This window comes from Pseudogracilibacillus sp. SE30717A (assembly GCF_037071985.1).
In the GTDB taxonomy this organism is placed as follows: domain Bacteria; phylum Bacillota; class Bacilli; order Bacillales; family Amphibacillaceae; genus Pseudogracilibacillus.
The window spans coordinates 1-23,676 of the sequence record NZ_JAXHDF010000005.1 but is presented as its reverse complement, the minus strand read 5'-3'; the positions used below and the strand labels follow the sequence as shown (position 1 = coordinate 23,676).

Below are 23,676 nucleotides of genomic sequence, written 5' to 3'. Positions count from 1 at the left end.
AAGGACATTCTTGAGGATCTATATTGAAACATAGTAAATATAGACGTAAACGGCGTTAACGTTTAAGCGAATGCAGTAACTTGCATTAATCAGGGTGGCAACGCGGGTAAATCTCGTCCCTTAATTGAATTTGGAAATTAGGGACGGGATTTTTTTATTTACCGAATGAAAACATCAATAATTTGACAATAAGCTCAAATTTTCTAATTATATTTGGAGGTAGATAACATGAAAATGAAAGCCCCTCGGGGAACAGTTGACTTATTACCGGAACAAACAAGAAGATGGCAATATGTGGAACAAGTATTACGAAATCTAAGTAAATCCTTTAATTACGAAGAAATTAGAACTCCGCTTTTTGAACATACCGAAGTTTTTCAACGCGGAGTAGGAGATACAACGGATATTGTTCAAAAAGAAATGTACACATTTGACGATCGTGGAGGCCGAAGTATTACTTTACGTCCTGAAGGAACGGCTCCTGTCGTTCGAGCATATATCGAAAATAAATTATTCGGTTCACCTATTCAACCAACCAAATTGTATTATTTTGCCCAGATGTTTCGTTATGAACGACCTCAGCATGGCCGGATGAGACAGTTAAATCAATTTGGTGTAGAAGTATTAGGAAGTGCTGATCCAGCTGTAGATGCTGAAGTTATCGCTTTGGCGATGACAGCTTATCAAAAGCTAGGTTTACGTTCTATCAAATTAGTTATTAATAGTCTTGGTGATACGGAAAGTAGAAATGCACATAGACAGGCATTGATTAAACATTTTACACCACATATTGATGAGTTGTGTTCAGACTGTACCAATCGATTAACGAAAAATCCATTAAGAATTTTAGATTGTAAAGCAGACCGTGATCATCCTGCAATGAAAAATGCTCCTTCTGTACTCGATTATTTAAATGAAGAATCTGATGAATATTTTACTAAAGTAAAAACATATTTAGATGTGATGGATATTCCTTATACGGTTGATCCTACATTAGTAAGAGGGCTAGACTATTATAATCATACTGCATTTGAAATTATGAGCGAAGCAGAAGGATTTGGAGCAATCACGACACTGTTAGGCGGCGGTCGATATAATGGTTTAGCAGAACAATTAGGTGGGCCAAATACACCTGGAATTGGTTTTGGAATGGGGTTAGAGCGATTGCTATTAGCCTTAGAAAGTGAGAATATTGAACTTCCCGTTAAAAGAGAATTAGATGTATTTGTCGTATCTATTGGAGAAAACACTCAAACAGAAGTGGTCAAAATCGTTCAGCAAATGCGACTTGAAGGACTGAAAGTGGATAAAGATTATCAAGATCGTAAAATTAAAGCGCAATTTAAAGCAGCAGATCGATACCATGCAAAATATGTTGTCATTTTAGGAGAAGAGGAATTAGAAAATAAAATTGTTAAATTGAAATCGATGGACACAGGAGAAGAGACAGAAATATCGATTGATCAATTAGTATTAACAATGAAAGAAAAGTGTGGAGGTAATCAAAAATGAATGAAAGAAAGAATGCAGGAACATTACGTTTAGAACATGTGGATGAGACCGTTACTCTAAAAGGCTGGGTTCATCGACGTAGAGATTTAGGTGAGCTAATATTTATCGATTTACGTGATCATTCAGGAATTGTTCAAATTGTTTTTAATCCTGACTATTCAAAAGAGGCATTACAAATTGCTGAAACATTACGAAGCGAATTTGTAATTGAAGTGCATGGTAAGGTAATTAAACGAGACGAGTCAACAGTTAATCCTAATCTTCAAACTGGTGAAGTTGAAGTTACTGTTTCAGAAGTGACGATACTAAATAAATCTAAAAACTTACCTTTCCTCATTCATGAAGCACAAGATGTATCTGAGGATTTACGTCTTAAATATCGTTATATAGATTTAAGAAGAGAAGATATGCAACGTACATTTAAAATCCGCCATCAAATCACTCAGTCTGTACGTAACTTTTTAAATGAAAATGAGTTCTTAGAAATGGAAACACCTATTTTAACAAAAAGTACACCAGAAGGAGCTCGAGACTATTTAGTGCCTAGTCGTGTACATCAAGGAGAATTTTATGCATTACCACAATCTCCGCAACTTTTTAAGCAATTACTCATGATGAGTGGATTTGAAAAATATTATCAAATAGCTCGTTGTTTCCGTGATGAAGATCTTCGTGCGGATAGACAACCTGAATTTACTCAAATCGATATTGAAACAGCTTTTCTAACGAGTGAGGATGTTATTAAGTTAGTAGAACAAATGATGCAACGTATCATGAAAGATGTTTTAGATATTGAAATTAAAACACCATTTATTCGATTAAGTTACAATGAAGCTATGAATCGTTTTGGTTCTGATAAACCAGATACTCGTTTTGGAATGGAGTTAATTCATGTATCTGATATTGTAGAGAATATGGAATTTAAAGTATTTAGTGGCGCAGTAAAAAATGGTGGTAAAGTTGCTCTGTTAAACGTTAAAGGAAAGGCAGATCAATTTACAAGAAAGGATATCGATGCTGGCTTAACTGAATATGTTGCCACATATGGAGCAAAAGGATTGGCTTGGATCAAAATCGCTGAAGGAGATTTAACTGGACCGATTGCTAAGTTTTTCTCAGAAGAGGAAAGAGCCCAATTGATCGAACGATCAGAAGCGGAAGATGGAGACTTGCTGTTGTTCGTTGCTGATAAGTCAAAAGTTGTTTTTGACAGTTTAGGTGCACTCCGTTTGAAGCTAGGAAAAGATTTAGGCTTAATTGACGAATCACTTTATAATTTCTTATGGGTTGTTGACTGGCCATTATTAGAGTATGACGAAGAGGCAAAGCGTTATACAGCGGCTCACCATCCGTTTACCTCTCCAATTGTGGAAGACGTGGAAAAGCTAAAGAGCGATCCTGCATCTGTTCGTGCTAATGCTTATGATATTGTGCTAAATGGTTATGAATTAGGTGGAGGATCGATTCGAATCAATCAAAGTGAGCTACAAGATACAATGTTCGAAGTTCTTGGCTTTACAAAGGAATCCGCACGTGAACAATTTGGATTTTTACTCGATGCATTAGAGTACGGTGCTCCTCCACATGGTGGTGTTGCTCTTGGCTTAGATCGGATTGTTATGCTACTTGCAGGGAAATCAAATATTCGTGATACGATTTTATTCCCGAAGACAGCGTCTGCATCAGACTTATTAACTGATGCACCAAGCGAAGTAAGTGAAGCTCAATTAGAAGAATTAAACATTGAATTGGTAAATGACGAAGAATAAGCATACAAAAGAATTTTTAAATTAATACTCAACAGATAAATAAAGCATAGGAGTGTTAGGGAGTGGAGATTAATCCACTTCCTTAATTTACTTCGAAAGTTTGTATACAACTAATATTCCAAGGTCTTTTTAAAGTTGCATTTGATATAAACTACACAGTAACTACAATTTATGGATAAGCTGATTAACCGCTGCGGAAATATGTTTCGCTTTCCATGGGCGACTGGTCAGCCTCCTTGTGCTACGCACTTCGTAGTCTCACCTAGGCCTATGCTCCCATAGGAGTCTCCACATATTTCCTTCGCTAGGATGGTAACTGTTGACTCAATTTAGGAGCCGACTTTATTTCTATTGGATAAAATTCACATGCTAGCGTAGGGAAAATACGAAGAGTCCTGCAGGAACAGCATATGGTTCTCGATGGGACGAACGATAGTGGCAGTCCCACGAGTCCGAAGATCCCTGTATCTTCTTGTAAACGAGGAAGCTACAGAAGCAGATCGCCGTGCCTGCGGTAAAGGAGACACTGTGAAAGCAAGAGGTAGTGTTGCTTGAGCAGATGTCGCGCTTATGCCCGTGGTGAAAGCGAAATATTTTTCCGAAGCGACTTCCGGAAATTATAAAGTTGAGCCATTGCTGCACAGTTTATATCTGTTGTGCAAAACTGCTTTATCATGTTCAAGGTTGTCTAGGAGTGATTGGAAACATTCCCCGGTTTACCAGAGCATCTGTTTGAACTCACTTGGTTAAGTAAATAAGAATAAAAACATGAGAATCTACAAGGTCCTGCTGGTTAGAATACTACGTAAATCTCTGAGAATTTTGATGATTTACAGATAACTAGGGGATATCGAGTAGATTCTTTCTGTATAAAGTTCATAACAAAAATAAAATTCGACAACTTCTCCATTGATTAAAGCGCTTTCATGTGTTAGGATGATATTAGATTAATCATTAATCCTAATTTGTGCGTTAGATAAATCATTTTGACCTAACAGTCGGATATAGGGAGTTTGAAATTTTTGTATGGAGGTTATTGTCCTTCGAATCTGAAAAAAGATTTGCTCGTGACAATAATGCATACAGAATAAAGCACCCACCTGCAATATGCGGGTTCAAAATCGATGTTGGACGGCAGCATTGGGATTAATGATTCTTGGTTTTTATGGAATAGTCAAATCTTCTACCTAATGGTAGGAGATTATTTTTTTAAGTAATCGCGTTTAGCAGGGAAGTATATACTTTATAGATTTAAAGCGTAATTGACTTTTGAGACGAATAACTCTCTAGAATTTCCAATATTAAATCATGAAAAAAATACGTAGAACGTTCCTTCTAATACGTTACAAAATAATAAAAGAAAAACCCGAAGAATTATATTACTTCGGATTTTTCTATGACTAGAAACACATTGTTCTTATGTTAATTTGAAGAGCCATGTGCGAACTGTTCGAGATTACCGTTTTTATCCATTTTAAAGGTTGGAGAATTAATTGATCCTTGATCTTCTAGAACAGTCATTTTTCTCGCTCGCTCCATTATTTGAATGAAGGTTTTATAGTCCTCTTCTACGGTTGTTAATTTTTTCTTTGTAATACTCAATTCTCTTTCTAAAGCTATTATTTGCTCTCTTAATTCATTGTTTTCAGATTGAATTTTCTCTGCTCTTTTAATTGATTGATTGGAAGCATAATAGTCTTGTTGTAAATTTTGCAAAAAATGAACCACATGATCTATTGTTAATTCAGTTGTTTCGGGTGGTTCCATAACGAGTGACGATCTAGTTTCTGCAGGTTTTGAGAATGTCCTTGGTGAAGGATTCTTTTTCATTTGTACTGCTTGTGCACGTTTTCGTTCTTTCCTCTGTCTCTTAGCCAATTCAATCGCATCTATATATTTATTACGTACTTCGGCATTCCAACGAAATCCACAAGCGGCAGAAGTTCGATTCAGTTCATCACCCACTTCTTCAAAAGCATTTAATTGTGTACTTCCTTCTCTTATATGGCGTAAAACTGTTTCTGCTAATAATAAATCATCTTCGTGTGACCACGCATCTTGTCTTACTTTAGCCATCTCTTCAACTCCTTTTACCAAACGATCTTTTTAATAGAATTTAATAAAATTGCTTAGTAGTAGTCATGATATGTCTATCAGCTACATTATTTATTAAAGTTCTCCTGGTGTAGATTACATTACATTGAGGAATTAACAACTTGTTACGTATTATGACCGTTAGAAAAAGGAATTATACTTTTGTAAGCAAATCTTTTAAATAAAATTAAAATATATTAATAATATTAGAATAGATCAATATAGATTCACGGTATGCTTTGGATGACTTATTTGCTTTTATTTACTATATTCTCATATACGGTTTTTAAGGCACGCTCAAATTTACTATTTTCATTTGGTTTAAAATATTTTTTATCTTTTATTTCATTTGGTAGGTATTGTTGTTTAATCCAATTGCCCTCATAGTTATGTGGATATTTGTAATTCACTCCCCTGCCAAGCTTTGAAGCACCTTTATAATGAGCATCTTTAAGATGCAATGGTACGTCTCCTGTAGGTCGAGTTCTTATATCATTTAAAGCTTCATCAAGTGCTTTATAAGCAGTATTTGATTTTGGAGATAGCGCAAGTTCGGAAACGGCAACAGCTAATGGAATTCTTGCTTCAGGAAAACCGAGACGTTCAGCAGCTTCCACGGCTGCTACAGCCCGAGGTCCTGCTTGAGGGTTTGCTAGACCGATATCTTCATAGGCTATCACAATTAATCGCCTTCCAATGCTATCTAGGTCAGCCGCTTCAATTAATCGTCCTAAATAATGCAAGGAAGCATTCACATCACTACCACGGATCGATTTTTGGAACGCGGATAAAACGTCATAATGTGCATCCCCATCTTTATCATGTGTGAAGCTCTTTTTTTGCATACACTCTTCCGCAATTTCTAAAGTAATGTGGATGACATCTTCTTGATCAGGAGGCGTGGAGCTTACAGCTAACTCCAATCCATTTAAAACGGCACGTAAATCTCCGTTTGTGCTATAAGCAAAATGGTTGATTGCTTCATCAGTTATAAAAATATTTTTAGTACCATAACCTTTTTCTTTATCTTGTAATGTTTTTTGAATTGCATCTTTTATTTGCTCTGCGGTAAGTGGAAATAATTCAAATAAATGACAGCGACTTCGGATTGCCGGGTTAATCGAATGATAAGGATTACTTGTTGTACAACCGATTAATGTGATTAAATTATCTTCTAAATGGGGGAGAAGAAAATCTTGTCTAGCTTTATCCAGACGATGAACCTCATCTAAAATTAATACGATAGATCCAGTCATTTTTGCTTCTTCCACTACAATTTCCATGTCTTTCTTTTTGTTAATAACTGCATTTAATTTTCGGACAGGGAGTGATAAACTTTTAGCAATCGCAAAAGCCATCGAAGTTTTACCTGTTCCAGGCGGGCCAAATAAGATCATGGAAGCAATATTACCTGCTTCAACCATTCTTCTAATAATTTTTCCATTTCCCACCAAGTGTTCCTGTCCAATTATTTCATCAATATGGCTTGGTCTCATTTTAGCTGCAAGTGGTGTTTTAATCATTCATAATCGTCCTTTATGTGAATTTATAACAATTTTTAATTTAATAAAATTTTTGGTTCACATTTAAGCGTATGCATAAATGCGATAAAATGCAAGAATGACAATGTTCATGTTATAATTATTTGTGTATGACTTATTTTATTAATGAATCAAATACTAGAACATAATGAGAAATAAGGATAGAGTTTATTAAATGAGGTGTGTATATTGAAAATATCTACAAAAGGGCGTTATGGACTTACTGTAATGATTGAATTGGCGAGAAAATATGGTGAAGGCCCTGTCTCATTAAAATCAATTGCAGAAGATAAAAACTTGTCAGCCCATTATTTAGAGCAATTGGCTGCTCCACTTAGAAATGCTGGACTTGTAAGAAGTGTGCGTGGTGCATATGGGGGATATATATTAGCTGATGAACCTGAAAATATTACGGCTGGAGACATTATTCGAGTTTTAGAGGGTCCGATTACTCCTGTGGAAGGAATTGAAGAAGAAGAAGCGGCACAGCAAGCATTGTGGATGAGGATTCGTGACGTTGTTAAAGACGTTTTAGACACGACGACTCTGAAAGACTTAATTATAAATGATCATAAAGAACCACAAAAAGAGTATATGTTTTATATTTAAGATGGAAGGAAGATGGATGTGATCTACCTTGATCATGCAGCAACGACTCCAGTTCATGAAGAAGCCTTAGAAAAAATGTATGAATTAGAAAAAGAAGTATACGGCAATCCTTCCAGCATACATTCATTTGGAAGAAGAGCAAAATATTATTTGGATGAAGCGAGAAGATTTTTAGCTAAAAGTATCAATGCTAATGAGAATGAAATTATTTTTACTAGCGGTGGTACAGAAGCGAATAATTTAGCAATTATTGGCACAGCGCTTGAAAATGAATATAACGGAAATCATATCATTACATCTGCACAAGAACATCATGCTATTCTTCATATTATGCAATATTTACAAAGATTGGGCTTCCATGTAACTTATTTGCCTGTTAATAAGAATGGACAAGTTAATGTAGCAGATGTTGAGAGAACGTTAACTGATCAAACAATTTTAGTTTCCGTAATGACAGCGAATAATGAAACGGGAATTATTCAACCAATTGAGCAAATTGCCTCGTTGCTAAGGGATCATCAAGCATACTTTCATACTGATGCAGTTCAAGCGTACAGCATGTTGGATATAGATGTGAAAAAATCTGGTATTGATCTTTTAACAACTTCAGGCCATAAACTTAATGGGCCTAAAGGCATTGGGTTTTTATATGCTCGTGAAGATGTTCCCTTAAAGCAATTACAATATGGCGGATTACAAGAAAAAACAAAACGACCGGGTACAGAGAACTTAAGAGGTGCTGTAGGTTATTATACAGCAGCGAAAATCGCTATGGAAAATAAGCAACAAAATCGAGAAATATATTCTTTATATAAGCAAGCATTTTTAGATGCATTGAGAGAAGCAGAAATTGACTTTGATGTGAATGGGGATATTGAGTTGTCAATCCCTACAATTGTTAATATCAGCTTTCCTGGGACCAAAGTAGATGTCATGTTAACGAACTTGGATTTAGAGGGTGTAGCAGCTTCTAGTGGCAGTGCTTGTACAGCGGGTTCGTTAGAGCCTTCCCATGTATTAAAAGCAATGTTTAGCAGTCGTGATGAACGGATGTATAATTCGATACGTTTTAGTTTTGGCTCGGCAAATACGTTAGAGAATGTAAAAGACGCTGCGGAACGAGTTGTAAAAGTAGTGAAAAGGCTAACTGAATAGAAAAGAGGATTCGTATGAAAGAAAAAACTAGAGTTGTTATTGGAATGAGTGGAGGAGTAGATTCTTCCGTAGCAGCTCTATTATTAAAAGAGCAAGGATATGAAGTTATTGGAGTATTCATGAAAAATTGGGACGATACGGATGAATTTGGTGTCTGTACCGCAACAAAAGATTATGAAGATGTTATTCGAGTTTGTAATCAAATCGGCATTCCATATTACTCAGTAAATTTTGAAAAAGAGTATTGGGATAAGGTTTTCACATATTTTCTTGATGAATATCGTTCAGGGAGAACACCTAACCCGGATGTGATGTGTAACAAGGAAATAAAGTTTAAAGCATTTATGGATTATGCACTATCTATCGGGGCGGACTATGTCGCGACCGGACATTATGCACAAATTAGACGAGAAAACGGAAAAGTAGAATTATTACGTGGTGTGGACACTAATAAAGATCAAACATATTTTCTCAACCAATTGTCAGCGGAAGTCCTGGAAAAAGTACTTTTTCCTTTGGGACATTTAGAGAAACAGGAAGTTCGAAAAATTGCAAGGGAAAATGATTTGGCTACTGCGTCTAAAAAGGATAGTACAGGAATTTGTTTTATTGGCGAGAAAAACTTTAAACAATTTTTAAGTGAGTATCTACCAGCACAACCAGGAATTATGCAAACTCTTCAAGGAGAAATAAAAGGCAAGCATGATGGATTAATGTATTATACGATTGGACAACGGCATGGATTAGGAATTGGCGGAGAAGGTGACCCATGGTTTGTCGTCGGGAAAGATTTAAAAGAAAATATTTTATTCGTTGAGCAAGGCGACTCAAACGAATATTTATATTCAGATGCGCTTATCGCGACGAATTTAAATTGGATTAATGAAGTAAGTTCCTCATTCACATGTACTGCTAAATTTAGATATCGTCAAAAAGATAGCCAGGTCCATGTAACTGTGCTTGAAAACAATCAAGTTCGCGTTGATTTTAAGGGAGAAGAAAGAGCAGTGACACCAGGTCAAGCTGTTGTTTTTTACCAAGGTGAAGTTTGTCTTGGCGGAGGCATAATCGATCAAGTATTAAAAGCAAATGAAAGATTAGAGTATGTTGGTTAAAAAGACTATGTTAAGGGATCTTAAGATAGTCTTTTCATCATGTAAGGAGTTTGGAAATTGACAAAACAAGAAATTGCGATTCAATTTATCAAAGATAAGCAATATGAGGAAGCTGCAAAGTTATTAGTAGAATTAATCGAGGATCAACCAGAAGATCCAATTAACTATATTAATTTCGGTAATTTGTTGGAAATAACTAACCAGATAGAAGAGGCAGAAAGATTTTTTTTAAAAGCAATTGAATTAGATGAAAATTCTGCAACAGCTTTTGTCAGTTTAGGTAACTTATATTTCAATCAAAAGTTGTATGATCAAGCAGAGAAGATGCTGAAACATGCTATTCATTTAGGTGTAAATGATGGGGAAACTTTTTACTTACTTGGTATGGTGTACTATAAGCAAAAGCAACTGATGTTATCCATTCCATTTTTGCAGCGTGCAGTTGAGCTTACGGACGATGTGGAGAAAATGTTTCAATATGGGTTAGCTTTAGCACAGGTCAATTACCTTAAAGAAGCAAAAGAAGTCTTTGTCAAAGTGATTGATAAAGAGCATTCTCATGCGGATGCAAATTATAATCTAGGAATAATTTATGTACGTGAAGAAAAATGGGAAGAAGCTTTAGAATATTTAAATCGAGCATTAGTACACCAACCCGATCATAAAATGGCAAAGCAAGCAAGAGAAAATGTGTTAACCATGATAGATAGATAGCGAGGTTTTAGGATGGAAACAGACCAAAATAAAGACCATGGTTTTATTAAAGGTGAGATTATGTTTACGATTTATGAGAGTGTTTCTGATTATTTCTCAATCGTAAAAATAAAAGTACATGATACGAATGAAACGTTTTCTGAAAAAGAAATTGTCGGGAAAGGTTATTTTAGTAATTTACAACCTGGAGTGACATATCAATTTTTTGGTCAGTTAGTGACCCATCCAAAATTCGGTTTACAATACGATATAACTGCATATCAAACGTTTGTTCCAGAAACAAAAGAAGCTGTTATCTCCTATCTATCTAGTGATTTATTTTATGGCATTGGGAAACGGACAGCTGAGTCGATCGTCGAGAAACTTGGTGAAAATGCAGTAACCAAAATTTTAGAAGATCCGGATTGCTTAAATTCGATTCCTAATATTAATAAGAAAACTGTTCAAACTTTAGTAAACACATTACTGGAAAATCAAGGATTTGAACAAATCGCTGTTCAATTAACGAGATATGGAATCAGTCTTAAAATGGCGCAATTATTGTACAAGACATATAAAGAAGAAACATTGTCATTATTAAAAGAAAATCCATATCAGTTTATTTATGATATTGAAGGTTTTGGGTTTTTAACAGCCGATAAAATTGCGGATATAAATGGAATTAAAAAAACGGATGATAATAGATTACGTGCTAGTTGTATTTATGCTCTACAATTAAGTATCCTTGATGGACATGTATTTTTACCAATAGATGATTGCATTAAAAGTATGCAAGAAATTTTAAACATAAAGACACTTACCTATGAGGAATTGGTTAGCATTCTAGAGGAATTAGCGGGAGAGAAAAAAATAATCCTTAAAGAAGGCAACGTTTATTTACCAAGTCTATATTACGCAGAAGATCAATTCAGTTCTCATATTAAGCGGATAATGGAAAAGAAAATTGAGACGGAAACAACAGATGCAGAATTAATGAAACTCATCGGTGAAATTGAAGAAGAAGAAATATTAAATTACGGAGAAGAACAATTTTCAGCAATTAAACAAGCAATTCATTCAAAATTAATGATCTTAACAGGTGGACCTGGTACCGGGAAAACAACCGTAATTAAAGGAATTTTGAAGGTTTATGCTGATATTCATGGATTATCAATGAATCGACATGATTACGATAATGCGGCTGACTATCCGTTTGTTTTAACCGCCCCGACAGGTAGAGCTGCCAAAAGACTACAAGAATCTACTGGTATTAAAGCGATGACGATTCACCGCTTGTTAGGTTGGGATGGACATAATAGTTTTGAAAAAAATGAATATGAAAAACTTACCGGAAAATATTTAGTTATTGATGAATTTTCTATGGTGGATACATGGCTTGCAAATCATCTCTTTAAAGCAATTCCGAATGATATGCAAATTTTATTAGTTGGGGATGAAGATCAACTTCCATCTGTTGGTCCTGGTCAAGTACTGTCTGATCTATTAAGCAGTAATTTAATTCCTTATGTAAAATTAACGGAAGTATATCGGCAACAAGAAGGGTCTAAAATCATACAGCTTGCCCACCTAATAAAAAATGATCTTTGTAAACCTGTAGATTTAGAAAAAGATAAAGATTTCAGCTTTATTCCATGTAAAACAAATCAACTAATTGATGTAGTCACAACGGTATTTAAAAAGGCGATTGATAAAGGACTTCCAATAAATGATATCCAAATTTTGGCGCCAATGTATCGAACTGAAGCCGGGATTAATGCGATTAATAAAAACATTCAATCATTAGTCAATCCTAAATCTAAGAAAAAAAGAGAAAGATTTATAAATGATGCAACGTATCGTGTAGGAGATCGTGTAATCCAACTCGTTAATCAACCTGAAGATGGTGTATACAATGGAGATATTGGTGAAATTATACAGATCTTTCATGCAAAAGAAACGGAAGACAAGCAAGAGCAAATATTAATTGGATTTGATGAAAGAGAAGTATTGTATACCCGATCTAATTATCTTAATTTTATGCACGCGTATTGTATTTCGATTCATAAATCGCAAGGAAGCGAGTTCCCTATTGTTGTAATGCCAGTTGTTTCAGCTTATCGAAGAATGCTTAGGAAGAACTTACTTTATACGGCCATTACAAGAAGTAAACAGTCGCTTATTATTTGTGGGGAAACAGATGCTTTTATGCAAGGTATTCAAACGTTAGATACGGATAAGCGTTTTACAACCTTACAAAAACAATTGCAGCTAAAAATGGGTGATGGCGACCAAGGAGAAATAGTGGATCAAGAAGAGCTCCCTGTTCCCGAAGAAACCGAAGAACTCTCTCCATATGATTTTATGTAATACGTATATAACCTCCCTCGTTACGAATAATACAAAGGTACGAGGGAGGAGCCAGGATGAAAGTTCAAAAGAAAACTATTTATATATCACTTTGCATCATTTTAATTATTATATTATTATACTTACTCGTTAAATTATTTCCTATTTATAAAATTGTACTTTTTTTTATCGGACGGATCATAGCACCTTTCCTTATTGCTGCGTTTATTAGCTATTTACTATATCCGATTATACTAAAATTAAATCAATTTAAAATTAGTAAAGGTTTTGCAGTTCTCATTATTTATTTTCTGTTCTTTACATCTGTAACGCTTCTATTTTACAAAAGCTTTCCAGTTTTTGTGCATCAACTACAAGATTTGAGTGAACATCTCCCTCAATTTGTCTATATGTATGAGGAAATAATTTATTCTTTATATGAATCAACTTCTTTCTTACCTGAAATTGTTCACGATAAAATGGATGAATTAATAGTACGGATAGAAACATCAGTAGAAAAACAAATTGAAAACATATTAGAAAGAGTCGCTAATCTTTTTGATTTTATTATTACGATCACAATTATTCCAGTACTTGTTTTTTATTTTTTAAAAGACTTTACATTAATGAAGAGTTCTTTACAAAAAATAATACCACCGAAACAGTTCAGTAAGTTTGAAACAATCTTGTTAGCAATTGATGAAAGCTTAGGAGGCTATGTAAGAGGGCAATTAATTATTTCTTCTGCAGTGATGTTTATTGCATACGTTGTTTTTCATACATTTCAATTAAAATATGGTTTGGTGTTAGCAGTGATCATGGGGTTAATGAATCTTATCCCATATTTTGGACCGATCATCGGAACAGTTCCAGCTGTCGCTGTCGCTATGACCGTATCTTGGAAATTAGTTATCGTTGTCCTTGTTACTACAGTAATTGTACAAACATTAGAGAATAGTTTTTTATCACCATATGTTATGGGTAAAAATGTTAAGATCCATCCAGTATTCATTATTTTAACTTTAATCGTTGGAGCTGAAGTTGGCGGAATTATAGGAATGATTCTTGCTGTTCCTACCATAACAATTTTAAAAGCAATCATCGTTCAAATTTATTTAAATCGACTACATTGCGATTGACAATTTCTTAACAGTTCCTTATACTATTTTTAACTTTATATAATAAAACGTTGAAAGTGAAAAGTACATAGTCACTCATGTTAAAGAGAGGAATTTAATTTGCTGTGATAAATTCTAACATGATATTATGGAAAGCTATACTTGAGTACGGTTAATCCCCGTCGGTTTACAGACCGTTATGATGACGAAGAGATGAATTACTTGTTAATTCATAATTAGGGTGGTACCGCGAAATAAGATCTCGTCCCTGCAGATGCAGAGAGGAGTTTTTTTATTGTTTAGTAAAAATGGAGGCAGATCAAAATGAAAAAATTATCTTCATCCGAAGTAAGAGAATTGTTTTTGCAGTTTTTTAAAGAGAACGGGCATAAGATTGAGCAAAGTGTTTCTTTAGTTCCTAAAGATGATCCAAGTTTGCTTTGGATAAATAGTGGGGTAGCAACGTTAAAGAAATATTTTGACGGTACGATTATTCCTGAAAACCCACGAATTGTTAATGTGCAAAAATCTATTCGTACAAATGATATTGAGAACGTTGGCTTTACAGCACGTCATCATACTTTTTTTGAAATGCTAGGAAATTTTTCTATCGGTGATTATTTTAAAAAAGAGGCGATCATTTGGGCTTGGGAATTTTTAACGAGTGAAAAGTGGATTGGCTTTGATCCAGATTTGCTCTCTGTCACTGTACATCCTGAAGATGATGAAGCTTATAACATTTGGTTAAATGAAATAAAACTTCCAGAATCACGTATTATTCGTTTGGAAGAAAATTTTTGGGATATTGGAGAAGGACCAAGTGGACCGAATACCGAAATATTTTATGACCGTGGAGAAAGTTATGGAAATGACCCTAACGATACAGAACTTTATCCCGGCGGAGAGAATGAACGGTATTTAGAAGTTTGGAATCTTGTTTTTTCTCAATTTAACCATAATCCTGACGATACGTATACACCGCTTCCAAACAAAAATATTGATACAGGTATGGGACTTGAACGTCTAGTATCCATATTACAGAATGCAGAAACAAATTTTGACACAGATTTATTCGTCCCGATTATTGAAAAAACAGAAGAGTTTACATCTATTAAATATGGGAAATCAAAAGAAACGGATACCGCATTTAAAATAATTGCTGATCATATTAGGACTGTAGCGTTTGCTGTTGGTGATCACGCGTTACCTTCAAATGAAGGAAGAGGGTATATCTTACGCAGATTAATTAGACGTGCCGTTCGATATGCAAAGAATTTAGGCATAGAAAAACCATTTATGTATAAACTAGTTCCCACGGTTGGCAATATAATGAAATCGTACTACCCGGAAGTTAGTGAACAGGAGGAATATATCTCTAATATTATTCAAGTTGAAGAAGAACGATTTAATGAAACATTAAACGAGGGACTTGAACGATTACATGATATTATTGATAAAGAAAAAATTCGTGGAAATAAAATAATTCCAGGAGTAGAAGTTTTTAAACTGTATGATACGTATGGATTTCCTAAAGAACTTACAGAAGAGTATGTTGAAGAATTTGGTTTCTCGATTGATGAAAAAGGTTTTGAGAGTGAGATGGAAAAGCAGCGTAAAAGAGCGAGAGAAGCGAGAGTACAATCCTCTTCTATGCATGTCCAAGATGATGTACTTGCTCAGATTACAGAAGAGAGTCGTTTTTTAGGTTATGACGAGCAAAAAGTGGAAACTGAGGTTATTTATATTATTGGAGAACATGGTATAATAGATGAAGCATTTGTAGGAAATAGCGTTTCCGTTATCCTGCGAGAGACACCATTTTATGCTGAAAGCGGTGGGCAAGTAGCTGATATTGGCTGGATTTATACAGACGATGTTAGAGCGAAAGTCATCGATGTTCAAAAAGCACCTAATGGGCAACATATCCATCAGTTGGAAATTCAACAGGGATCCATTCAAAAAAACGTAAAAGTGACAGCGGTCATCGATGATATCTTCCGTAAGCAGGTCGTTAAAAATCATACAGCTACCCATTTATTACATCAAGCACTGCGAGATGTGTTAGGTGAACATATTCATCAAGCAGGATCACTCGTGACCCCTGATCGATTACGATTTGACTTTACTCATTTTGAAGCAACCAAAGAAGTAGACTTAGAAAAAATTGAGCGCATTGTAAATGAGAAAGTATGGGCAGGAATCCAGGTATTCATTGAAAACATGAAACAAGACGATGCGAAGAAAATGGGTGCGATGGCTTTATTTGGAGAAAAATACGGAGATATTGTCCGTGTTGTTCAAATTGGAGATTATAGTACGGAACTCTGCGGAGGATGCCATGTTGAAAATAGTGCTGAAATCGGTTTGTTTAAGATTGTATCTGAAAGTGGAATTGGCGCAGGTGTAAGAAGAATTGAAGCACTTACGAGTGAACAAGCATTTAATTGGCTGGAAGAGAGACTACGTTTATTAACTGGCACTGCAGAATTACTAAAGACAAAAGAAGAAAAAATTATTAGTAAAGTTGATTCTATACTTGACCACATTAAAGAAATTGAAAAAGAGAATGAATCTTTACAGACCAAATTGTCGAATCAAGAAACAGAAGAGTTATTAGCTAAAGTCAAAACAATTCATAATGTTCATGTATTAAGTGAAAAAGTAACAAGTAAAGATATGAATCAATTAAGAAATATGGTTGATTATATAAAGCAAAAGATGACATCTGGTGTTATACTATTAGCAGCAGAAAACAATGGCAAAGTTCTTTTAATCGCTGGAGTTTCAGACGATTTAATTAAAAGAAATCTTCATGCAGGTAAACTAGTTAGTCAAGCGGCTAACGTTTGTGGTGGAGGCGGTGGTGGAAGACCGGATATGGCACAAGCTGGAGGAAAAGACACATCTAAAATTAGTGAAGCGTTAAAAGTTACTGAAGAATATATTGAGGAGAATCTTAAATAAATTTTCCTAAAACATCGTGAAAAAAATGGAAAAAATTATTCGAAACGATGTAAACATGGTAAAATATAGACAAGCTAATAATGGAACGGGGTGTGTTATTGATGAGTTCAATAGATAAAACAATGAAATTCAACTTTCCAGAAGAATCGTTTGATCAAGATATTAAGGAAACGTTATTAACGATTCACGAAGCATTAAAAGAAAAAGGCTATAATCCGATTAATCAAATTGTCGGCTATCTAATCTCAGGAGACCCAGCTTATATTCCAAGATACAAAGATGCTAGAAACCTCATCCGAAAAATTGAAAGGGACGAGGTCATTGAAGAATTAGTAAAATTTTATTTAGCAGAGTTAAAAAAGGTAAATGAATGAGAATATTAGGATTAGATGTTGGATCCAAGACAATCGGTGTAGCTTTAAGTGACGCTTTGAAGCTCACTGCTCAAGGCGTTACGACGCTTGCTTGGTCAGAACACGATATGTCTTCAGCTGATAAAGAACTCCAAAACATAATTGAAGAATTCGATGTATCGGAAATCGTTGTCGGATTGCCTAAACATATGAATGGAACGATAGGTGAACGAGGCGAACTATCGAAAATTTATAGCAAACGTTTAGAGAGAAAATTCCATTTGCCCGTTCATTTATATGACGAAAGATTAACTACAGTTGCAGCTGAACGTGCCTTGCTAGAAGCAGATGTAAGCAGAAATAAAAGAAAAAAAGTTATTGATAAAATGGCGGCCGTAATGATTTTGCAAAGTTTTTTAAATCAGAATCAATAGGAGGATTTATATGAGTATCGAAGAACAAGAACGGATCATAATTCCTGACGAAAATGGAGAAGAACATTTATTTGAAGTTTTGTTTACATTTGATGTAGATGAAACAGGTCATTCATATATAGCACTTACTCCAGTCGAGCAGAGTGAAGAAGAAGAGGTAGACGTATATGCATTTCGTTTCGAAGATGATGGAGATGAAAATGAAAGTGATTTAAAATTATTCTCTATTGAATCTGATGAAGAATGGGATATTATTGAGGAGATGCTTTATACTCTAACAGAAGAAGAAGAGAATTAGTAAATCAAGCTGATTTTATCTGTCTGTTAGCAGGTAAAAGGAGATATTCGTTATGACAAAAGATAAAGAATCAACTGATCGTTTATCAACTCTAGAAATGAGAGCAAACGACGCTAAGATAGTTCGGAAAATCGTATTAATTATTTTGAGTTCCTTTACACTTATATTTGTGATTGGAATTATTTCCGGCTATTTCTATGTTAAATCAGCTATCGAGCCAGTTGATCCAGGGAGTAAAGAGAAAATAGAAGTAGAAATTCCAATGGGATCATCGACAAGTGAAATAGCTAGCATATTGGAAGACAATGGAATAATTAAGAACAGTAAGGTTTTCCGGTTCTATATTAAATTTAAGAACCATTCAGATTTTCAAGCGGGTGAATATACGCTTACACCTTCTCTCTCGCTAGCTGACATTGTAAAAGAATTACAGAGTGGTAAAGTTATGGAAGAACCTATTTATCGGATTACGATACCAGAGGGCAAGACAATTGAACAAATTGCCGATATATTGGCAAATAAACTGTCTTTCACACAAGAAAGTTTTTTAAAAACCGTAAATGATGATGAGTTTATTAATGAACTGATGAATCATTATCCTGATTTATTAACAGATGAAGTTTTAAATGAGGAATTATACATGCCGTTAGAAGGTTATTTATTTGCAGGTACATATGATATATATGAAGAGGAACCTTCTGTTAAGGCTGTCATAGATATGATGGTGCAAAGAACTGACCAAATCATTAAGTCAAAGAAAGGAGAAGTTGAGGAAAGCGGACTAACTGTCCACGAAATATTGACCTTAGCTTCTGTAATTGAAAGAGAATCTAAGTTTTCCAAAGATCGTCCTAAAGTCGCTCAAGTTTACTTTAATCGGATTGAAAATAATATGAAGTTACAGAGTGATATTACTGCATTTTATGGATTGAAAAATCTAAAACATAAAGCTGTAGTAACCTATGATGATATAGAAGTTAAAACACCATATAATACGTATGTCGTAGATGGATTACCGATAGGACCAATCGATTCACCAAGCGAAGAGTCTATAGACGGTGTATTAAATCCCGAAGGCAAAGATTTTACTAAATTGTACTATTTTTCAAGACCTAATGGAGAAACATTTTATTCAGATACATTGGATGAACATAACCAAATTAAAGAAGAATACCGCCATGAGTGGTATGAATTAGAAAACGAAAAATCAGAATCATAAAGAAACAGATATATATTTTGGAGATAGAACATATGGATAGTGTAAATCAATATTTATTAACATCAATTCCTCAACAGGAAAAGTGGATTCTTACTCTTGAGGAGTTTGCTCAAACACATCGCGTACCAATCATGGAACCAATAAGTATGAACTTTTTAACACAATTAGTCAGAATAAAAAAGCCGAAGTCTATATTAGAAATAGGTACAGCTATCGGATATTCGGCTTTACGTATGCATCAGGCATATCCGTTGACTAAAATTACAACGATTGAGAAAAACCATGAAATGTATGAGTATGCAAGTAAACATATTTTTGAACAACAGAAAAGTGAACATATTCAGCTTATTTTAGGGGATGCATTAGAAGCAATAAATGACTTAGGATCTCAAGGAAAAATGTTCGATTTTATATTTATCGATGCTGCAAAAGGGCAGTATAAAAACTTTTTTGAACTTGTACAACCATTGCTTCGAGACGAAGGAATCATTGTCTGTGATAATGTATTATTTAAAGGATATGTTGCTAATGAGAATAAAGCGGATAATATCCGCTTGAAAAAAATGGCTAATAAGATTCGGAGTTTTAATGAATGGTTGTTAAATCAAAAAGATTATCATACATCGATTATTCCAATTGGTGATGGGATTTCTATAAGTACTAAAATAATTTAATAATATACTATTAAAGACGTACTCCTTAGCGAGTGTGTCATTTTTATATGGTAGAATTCATATTTTTAAGGAGTGTTTAGAAAATGACAGAAGAAAAAAGTTATTATATGACTGAAGAAGGAAAAGAAAAATTAGAAAATGAATTGCATATTTTAAAAACTGAAAAGAGAAAAGAAATTGTTGAAAGAATTAAGATTGCTCGTGACTTTGGTGATTTATCCGAGAACTCAGAATATGATTCTGCAAAGGAAGAGCAAGCATTTGTTGAGACAAGAATCGCTCAATTAGAAAAAATGATCAGAAATGCAGTAATTATAGAAAATGACGAAAATAATGTAGACGTTGTCAGTCTTGGAAAAAAAGTAACATTTATTGAACTACCAGACGGAGAAGAAGAAACATATACAATTGTAGGTAGTGCGGAAGCAGATCCATTTGAAGGAAAGATTTCCAATGATTCACCAATGGCAAAAAGTTTGCTAGGACAAGAAAAAGGTACAGAGGTAATGGTGCCAACACCTGGTGGGGAAATAAAGGTAAAAATAATAGACGTTCATTAATAAAAGGAAGAAATGAGTTAATACTCGTTTCTTTTTTTAGCAGATGAATTTTTCGTTATAATGGGTAATGAGAGATTAAATCAATTATTAAGACAGAAGTTTAAAATCCGTTCCGAGGAGGGGAAAGACTTGAGAGAGAACAGAACGTTATCACGTACTGATCGCCATCAGAAACGTCGAGACAATAAAAGGAAATTAATATTCTTTTCACTATTAGCTGTTGTTTTTATTATTATATTATTTTCTTTAATTGCATTTGGGAACAACGATAAAACAAATAATAAAAATGTAGCTGAGGATGAAGCTAAAAATACGGAAGAAATAGACTTAACAGATGATAATGCAGAGGACTCGCAAGACGGCAATGATGAAAATGAAAACAACGAAGAAAATGAAGAGGAATATGATTTGGAAAGTGACGTGGATGTACAACAAGTTGAATCGGCCGACGATAATGTAATTGTTGCATATACGGGAAATTGGCTTCCTATCGGAACATCACAAGAAGGCCCCCACACCACAAATTATAGTGACGGATCAAATGACAGAATTGAAATAAAAAGAGCTGTTTCTAACGTCACTGGTATTGCAGAAGATGATATGATTGAATGGCGTGTTGAAAATGGTGGAGAGCAAAAAGTTGTCTCAATTATATCTAATAAAGAGAAAAGTGAATATTATCGATCTTACTTAACCTGGATAGATAATGAGGGCTGGCAAGTTATAAAAGTAGAGAGAATTAAAGAGTACTAACAGAATGTAAGCTGACCGGAGGTATATAATGAAGTTTGGTATAATTGGAGCAATGGATGAAGAAATTCAATTTTTAAAAGAGATAATGACTGATAAGAAGGAAACTACTATTGCAAATGTTCTTTTTGTTGAAGGGAAGATAGATGGAAAAGATACCGTTCTATTGAAGTCCGGGATTGGAAAAGTAAATGCTGCAATGGCGACATCAATTTTAATGGAAAGATTTAAGCCGACATTGGTTATTAATACTGGTTCAGCAGGAGGATTCAGTAAAGATCTAAACGTTGGGGATGTTGTAGTAGGTGAACAGGTTGTACATCATGATGTAGATGTTACCGCTTTTGATTACGAATATGGTCAAGTACCTCAAATGCCACCAGTATTTGAAGCAGATCAAAAATTAATTGCTAAAACGAAAGAAATCCTCAAGAATTTAGCGATAAACAGCGAAGTAGGACTAATCGCTACAGGGGATTCATTTATGAGTGATCCTGAAAGAGTGCAATTTGTTCGAAAGAAATTCCCTAAGATGTTAGCCGCGGAAATGGAAGGAGCTGCAATTGCTCAAATATGTTTTCAATACGATGTTCCATTTGTGATTATTAGAGCATTATCTGATATAGCAGGTGTAGAATCGTCTATTTCCTTTAATGAGTTTTTAGGACTTGCTGCACGAAACGCTGCAAATCTAATTACACAAATTATTAAAAGCAGTTAAAGAGATTGGTTTTATAAATCTAACCTAAAAGCCGTATGGAGATTGAGTCCATGCGGCTTTTGTTTCTGGTTTAATAATAACTCAACTATTGCATCGTGAAATAGATAAATAAGCCTTGGATGTTGATTCACTTGCTTAGTTGTATTTTAAATTAACTGGTTGCTTGAGAATACAGCTATATTCCAAGATATTTCAATGTAGTAACTGCATCGTTGATTTCCGCCTTCGGGCAGTTCGCTTTCACCCCAGGCATAAGAGCGACATCAGTGAAAGCAAGGTTACCGCTTGCTTTCACTGTGTCTCCTTTACCGTGGGCACGGCCTCAGCTATCAGGGATCTTCGGACTCGTGGGACTGCCACTATCGTTCGTCCCATCGAGAACCATTTACTGTTCCTGCAGGAGTCTTCGGATTTTTCCTACACTAGCATATAAATTTTATTCAATAGAAAGAATGCATTATTGTTGTCGGCTCCTAAATTCAGTCAACAGTGACCATCCTAGCGGAGGAAATATGTGGAGACTCCTATAGGAGCGTAGGCCTAGATGAGACTACGCAGTGCATAGCAGGAAGGGAGGCCGGGCAGCCGCCCATAGGAAGCGAAACATATTTCCGCAGCGGTTAATCAGTTCATTCCTAAATTTTTGTTACTGCACAGTTTAATTTTTTGTTCAAAACAGTTTTATCATGATAAGGTTGTCGTGATATCAAATGGAAACATTTTGCGATCATTACAGGATTTGGTCTTGGAGTAGCTGTATTTATTGTCGGTCTAATTGGAAAAGGGTTTATTATTGACCTGTTTCTCGAGTTAATCCACGTTCTGTTTAAACCCACTCTGGGTGTGAAAGATGAGTAATAATTATATATTTGAAGAAATATTATTTTTGAATAACTATATTTGATTTAAGACTGCTATTTTATCCTGATTAATTTTGGGATGAGTTTTGTTTTTCTTTGTTAAAATAAGCACGAAACACTTTCATTAACGCTCTTTTCTCGATTCTGGATACATAGCTACGTGAGATATTTAACAACTTTGCTATTTCTTTTTGTGTTAATTCTTTATTATTACTTAACCCATATCGATAAACTAATACAGTTCTTTCTCTTTCGTCAAGTACTTTAAAATGTTCACGCATTTTGTTTATTTGCATATTGAGTTGTAGATATTCAATTATATTTTCAGATTCGGCTTCTATAATATCAAGTAAACTTATTTCGTTACCTTCTTGATCTTGGCCTATTGGGCTATGTAAGGATACATCTTTACGTGTCTTTTTTAATGTTCTTAAATACATTAATATTTCATTTTCAATACACCTTGCAGCATATGTTGCAAGTTTTGTACCTTTTCCAACTTTAAAACTTTCAACTCCTTTAATTAAACCTATTGTACCAATTGATATTAAATCCTCGGTGTATTCTCCTGTATTATCAAATTTCTTTACGATATGGGCAACGAGCCGTAAATTATGTTCGATCAATTTATTGCGGGCATCTTCGTCACCTTCTTGCATTAACAACAGATATTTATCTTCTTCTTCTTTGGAAAGGGGTTGAGGGAATGTGTTATTTTTTACATAAGATACAAAGAATAATGTTTCTTTAATCAGTACAGTTAAAATAGATAAGAACGTTGACACGATATTCACCTCCATTAATAAGTCTATATCTACATCCTTATGTTTGGAAAATGAAAATCGTGTCTGTCCACGGAATAAAAAAGAAGACTTATAAAATAAGTCTTCT

The 23,676-nt window shown here is 34.6% G+C and carries 20 protein-coding genes, 1 other RNA gene and 2 other annotated features (1 of these 23 only partly in view); of the genes, 18 read left to right on the top strand and 3 right to left on the bottom strand.

Features of this window, described 5'->3' with window-relative positions; genetic code table 11:
* Positions 1 to 124: a binding site (T-box leader), on the top strand; it begins 90 nt to the left of the window's first position.
* Positions 125 to 228: 104 nt separating this feature from the next.
* The 3 genes from hisS (at position 229) to ssrS (ending at position 4,432) form a co-directional block, all read left to right on the top strand.
* A complete protein-coding gene (gene hisS / locus SPD48_RS08870) occupies positions 229 to 1,512 on the top strand; it encodes a histidine--tRNA ligase (RefSeq protein ID WP_336257742.1) in 1,284 nt (427 codons plus the stop codon).
* Complete coding sequence (gene aspS, locus SPD48_RS08865) at positions 1,509 to 3,281, top strand: aspartate--tRNA ligase (protein ID WP_336257741.1); 1,773 nt, start codon at positions 1,509 to 1,511, stop codon at positions 3,279 to 3,281. Before hisS ends, aspS begins: the two co-directional genes overlap by 4 nt.
* Positions 3,282 to 4,235: 954 nt before the next feature.
* Positions 4,236 to 4,432: non-coding RNA, 6S RNA (gene ssrS, locus SPD48_RS08860), on the top strand.
* Between the two features lie 271 nt (positions 4,433 to 4,703).
* On the opposite strand, the gene SPD48_RS08855 is transcribed toward ssrS, so the two are convergent.
* Both SPD48_RS08855 and SPD48_RS08850 read right to left on the bottom strand, forming a co-directional pair.
* A complete protein-coding gene (locus SPD48_RS08855) occupies positions 4,704 to 5,357 on the bottom strand; it encodes an RsfA family transcriptional regulator (protein ID WP_336257740.1) in 654 nt (217 codons plus the stop codon).
* Between the two features lie 266 nt (positions 5,358 to 5,623).
* Positions 5,624 to 6,898: a replication-associated recombination protein A gene (locus SPD48_RS08850; protein ID WP_336257739.1), complete on the bottom strand. Its 1,275-nt coding sequence runs from the start codon at positions 6,896 to 6,898 to the stop codon at positions 5,624 to 5,626.
* Between the two features lie 207 nt (positions 6,899 to 7,105).
* Between SPD48_RS08850 and cymR the strand changes: the two genes are divergently transcribed.
* The 15 genes from cymR (at position 7,106) to mtnN (ending at position 21,925) form a co-directional block, all read left to right on the top strand.
* The gene (gene cymR, locus SPD48_RS08845) at positions 7,106 to 7,525 is read left to right on the top strand and encodes a cysteine metabolism transcriptional regulator CymR (protein WP_336257738.1); all 420 of its coding nucleotides are present in this window, start codon (positions 7,106 to 7,108) and stop codon (positions 7,523 to 7,525) included.
* Between the two features lie 12 nt (positions 7,526 to 7,537).
* Positions 7,538 to 8,680, top strand: a complete 1,143-nt coding sequence (locus SPD48_RS08840; protein ID WP_336257737.1) for a cysteine desulfurase family protein — start codon at positions 7,538 to 7,540, stop codon at positions 8,678 to 8,680.
* A gap of 8 nt (positions 8,681 to 8,688) precedes the next feature.
* Entirely contained in the window at positions 8,689 to 9,795 is a 1,107-nt protein-coding gene (mnmA, locus tag SPD48_RS08835; protein WP_336258069.1) for a tRNA 2-thiouridine(34) synthase MnmA, read from the top strand.
* A 57-nt stretch (positions 9,796 to 9,852) separates the two neighbouring features.
* Positions 9,853 to 10,509, top strand: a complete 657-nt coding sequence (locus SPD48_RS08830) for a tetratricopeptide repeat protein (RefSeq protein ID WP_336257736.1) — start codon at positions 9,853 to 9,855, stop codon at positions 10,507 to 10,509.
* A 12-nt stretch (positions 10,510 to 10,521) separates the two neighbouring features.
* Entirely contained in the window at positions 10,522 to 12,855 is a 2,334-nt protein-coding gene (gene recD2 / locus SPD48_RS08825; RefSeq protein WP_336257735.1) for an SF1B family DNA helicase RecD2, read from the top strand.
* Between the two features lie 56 nt (positions 12,856 to 12,911).
* Positions 12,912 to 13,973 (top strand): AI-2E family transporter, encoded by a 1,062-nt coding sequence (locus SPD48_RS08820; RefSeq protein WP_336257734.1) that lies wholly within the window; start codon positions 12,912 to 12,914, stop codon positions 13,971 to 13,973.
* Between the two features lie 41 nt (positions 13,974 to 14,014).
* Positions 14,015 to 14,225: a binding site (T-box leader), on the top strand.
* Positions 14,226 to 14,276: 51 nt separating this feature from the next.
* Complete coding sequence (alaS, locus tag SPD48_RS08815; protein ID WP_336257733.1) at positions 14,277 to 16,916, top strand: alanine--tRNA ligase; 2,640 nt, start codon at positions 14,277 to 14,279, stop codon at positions 16,914 to 16,916.
* A gap of 101 nt (positions 16,917 to 17,017) precedes the next feature.
* A complete protein-coding gene (locus tag SPD48_RS08810; RefSeq protein WP_336257732.1) occupies positions 17,018 to 17,290 on the top strand; it encodes an IreB family regulatory phosphoprotein in 273 nt (90 codons plus the stop codon).
* Positions 17,287 to 17,703 (top strand): Holliday junction resolvase RuvX, encoded by a 417-nt coding sequence (gene ruvX / locus SPD48_RS08805; RefSeq protein ID WP_336257731.1) that lies wholly within the window; start codon positions 17,287 to 17,289, stop codon positions 17,701 to 17,703. Before SPD48_RS08810 ends, ruvX begins: the two co-directional genes overlap by 4 nt.
* Before the next feature lie 10 nt (positions 17,704 to 17,713).
* Positions 17,714 to 18,001 carry a DUF1292 domain-containing protein gene (locus tag SPD48_RS08800; RefSeq protein ID WP_336257730.1) on the top strand — a complete coding sequence of 96 codons (288 nt, stop codon included), beginning with the start codon at positions 17,714 to 17,716 and terminating at the stop codon, positions 17,999 to 18,001.
* A 52-nt stretch (positions 18,002 to 18,053) separates the two neighbouring features.
* Complete coding sequence (mltG, locus tag SPD48_RS08795; protein WP_336257729.1) at positions 18,054 to 19,220, top strand: endolytic transglycosylase MltG; 1,167 nt, start codon at positions 18,054 to 18,056, stop codon at positions 19,218 to 19,220.
* 32 nt (positions 19,221 to 19,252) lie between these two features.
* Complete coding sequence (locus tag SPD48_RS08790; RefSeq protein ID WP_336257728.1) at positions 19,253 to 19,894, top strand: O-methyltransferase; 642 nt, start codon at positions 19,253 to 19,255, stop codon at positions 19,892 to 19,894.
* Between the two features lie 83 nt (positions 19,895 to 19,977).
* On the top strand, positions 19,978 to 20,454 hold the full coding sequence (greA, locus tag SPD48_RS08785; protein ID WP_336257727.1) for a transcription elongation factor GreA: 477 nt from the start codon (positions 19,978 to 19,980) through the stop codon (positions 20,452 to 20,454).
* A gap of 129 nt (positions 20,455 to 20,583) precedes the next feature.
* A complete protein-coding gene (locus SPD48_RS08780; RefSeq protein ID WP_336257726.1) occupies positions 20,584 to 21,207 on the top strand; it encodes a YrrS family protein in 624 nt (207 codons plus the stop codon).
* A gap of 28 nt (positions 21,208 to 21,235) precedes the next feature.
* Positions 21,236 to 21,925 (top strand): 5'-methylthioadenosine/S-adenosylhomocysteine nucleosidase, encoded by a 690-nt coding sequence (mtnN, locus tag SPD48_RS08775; protein WP_336257725.1) that lies wholly within the window; start codon positions 21,236 to 21,238, stop codon positions 21,923 to 21,925.
* Positions 21,926 to 22,853: 928 nt separating this feature from the next.
* Here the strand turns inward: mtnN and sigK are convergent.
* The gene (sigK, locus tag SPD48_RS08770; RefSeq protein ID WP_336258068.1) at positions 22,854 to 23,570 is read right to left on the bottom strand and encodes an RNA polymerase sporulation sigma factor SigK; all 717 of its coding nucleotides are present in this window, start codon (positions 23,568 to 23,570) and stop codon (positions 22,854 to 22,856) included.
* Between the last annotated feature and the right edge of the window lie 106 nt (positions 23,571 to 23,676).

Excerpts from the sequence above, each read along its gene's own strand:
- SPD48_RS08840 (WP_336257737.1), top strand. The coding sequence starts at position 7,538 with ATGGATGTGATCTACCTTGATCATGCAGCAACGACTCCAGTTCATGAA.
- SPD48_RS08800 (WP_336257730.1), top strand. The coding sequence starts at position 17,714 with ATGAGTATCGAAGAACAAGAACGGATCATAATTCCTGACGAAAATGGA.
- hisS (WP_336257742.1), top strand. The coding sequence starts at position 229 with ATGAAAATGAAAGCCCCTCGGGGAACAGTTGACTTATTACCGGAACAA.
- SPD48_RS08850 (WP_336257739.1), bottom strand. The coding sequence starts at position 6,898 with ATGATTAAAACACCACTTGCAGCTAAAATGAGACCAAGCCATATTGAT.
- mtnN (WP_336257725.1), top strand. The coding sequence starts at position 21,236 with ATGAAGTTTGGTATAATTGGAGCAATGGATGAAGAAATTCAATTTTTA.
- SPD48_RS08810 (WP_336257732.1), top strand. The coding sequence starts at position 17,018 with ATGAGTTCAATAGATAAAACAATGAAATTCAACTTTCCAGAAGAATCG.
- mltG (WP_336257729.1), top strand. The coding sequence starts at position 18,054 with ATGACAAAAGATAAAGAATCAACTGATCGTTTATCAACTCTAGAAATG.
- SPD48_RS08790 (WP_336257728.1), top strand. The coding sequence starts at position 19,253 with ATGGATAGTGTAAATCAATATTTATTAACATCAATTCCTCAACAGGAA.
- greA (WP_336257727.1), top strand. The coding sequence starts at position 19,978 with ATGACAGAAGAAAAAAGTTATTATATGACTGAAGAAGGAAAAGAAAAA.
- SPD48_RS08855 (WP_336257740.1), bottom strand. The coding sequence starts at position 5,357 with ATGGCTAAAGTAAGACAAGATGCGTGGTCACACGAAGATGATTTATTA.
- alaS (WP_336257733.1), top strand. The coding sequence starts at position 14,277 with ATGAAAAAATTATCTTCATCCGAAGTAAGAGAATTGTTTTTGCAGTTT.
- ruvX (WP_336257731.1), top strand. The coding sequence starts at position 17,287 with ATGAGAATATTAGGATTAGATGTTGGATCCAAGACAATCGGTGTAGCT.
- aspS (WP_336257741.1), top strand. The coding sequence starts at position 1,509 with ATGAATGAAAGAAAGAATGCAGGAACATTACGTTTAGAACATGTGGAT.
- SPD48_RS08820 (WP_336257734.1), top strand. The coding sequence starts at position 12,912 with ATGAAAGTTCAAAAGAAAACTATTTATATATCACTTTGCATCATTTTA.
- recD2 (WP_336257735.1), top strand. The coding sequence starts at position 10,522 with ATGGAAACAGACCAAAATAAAGACCATGGTTTTATTAAAGGTGAGATT.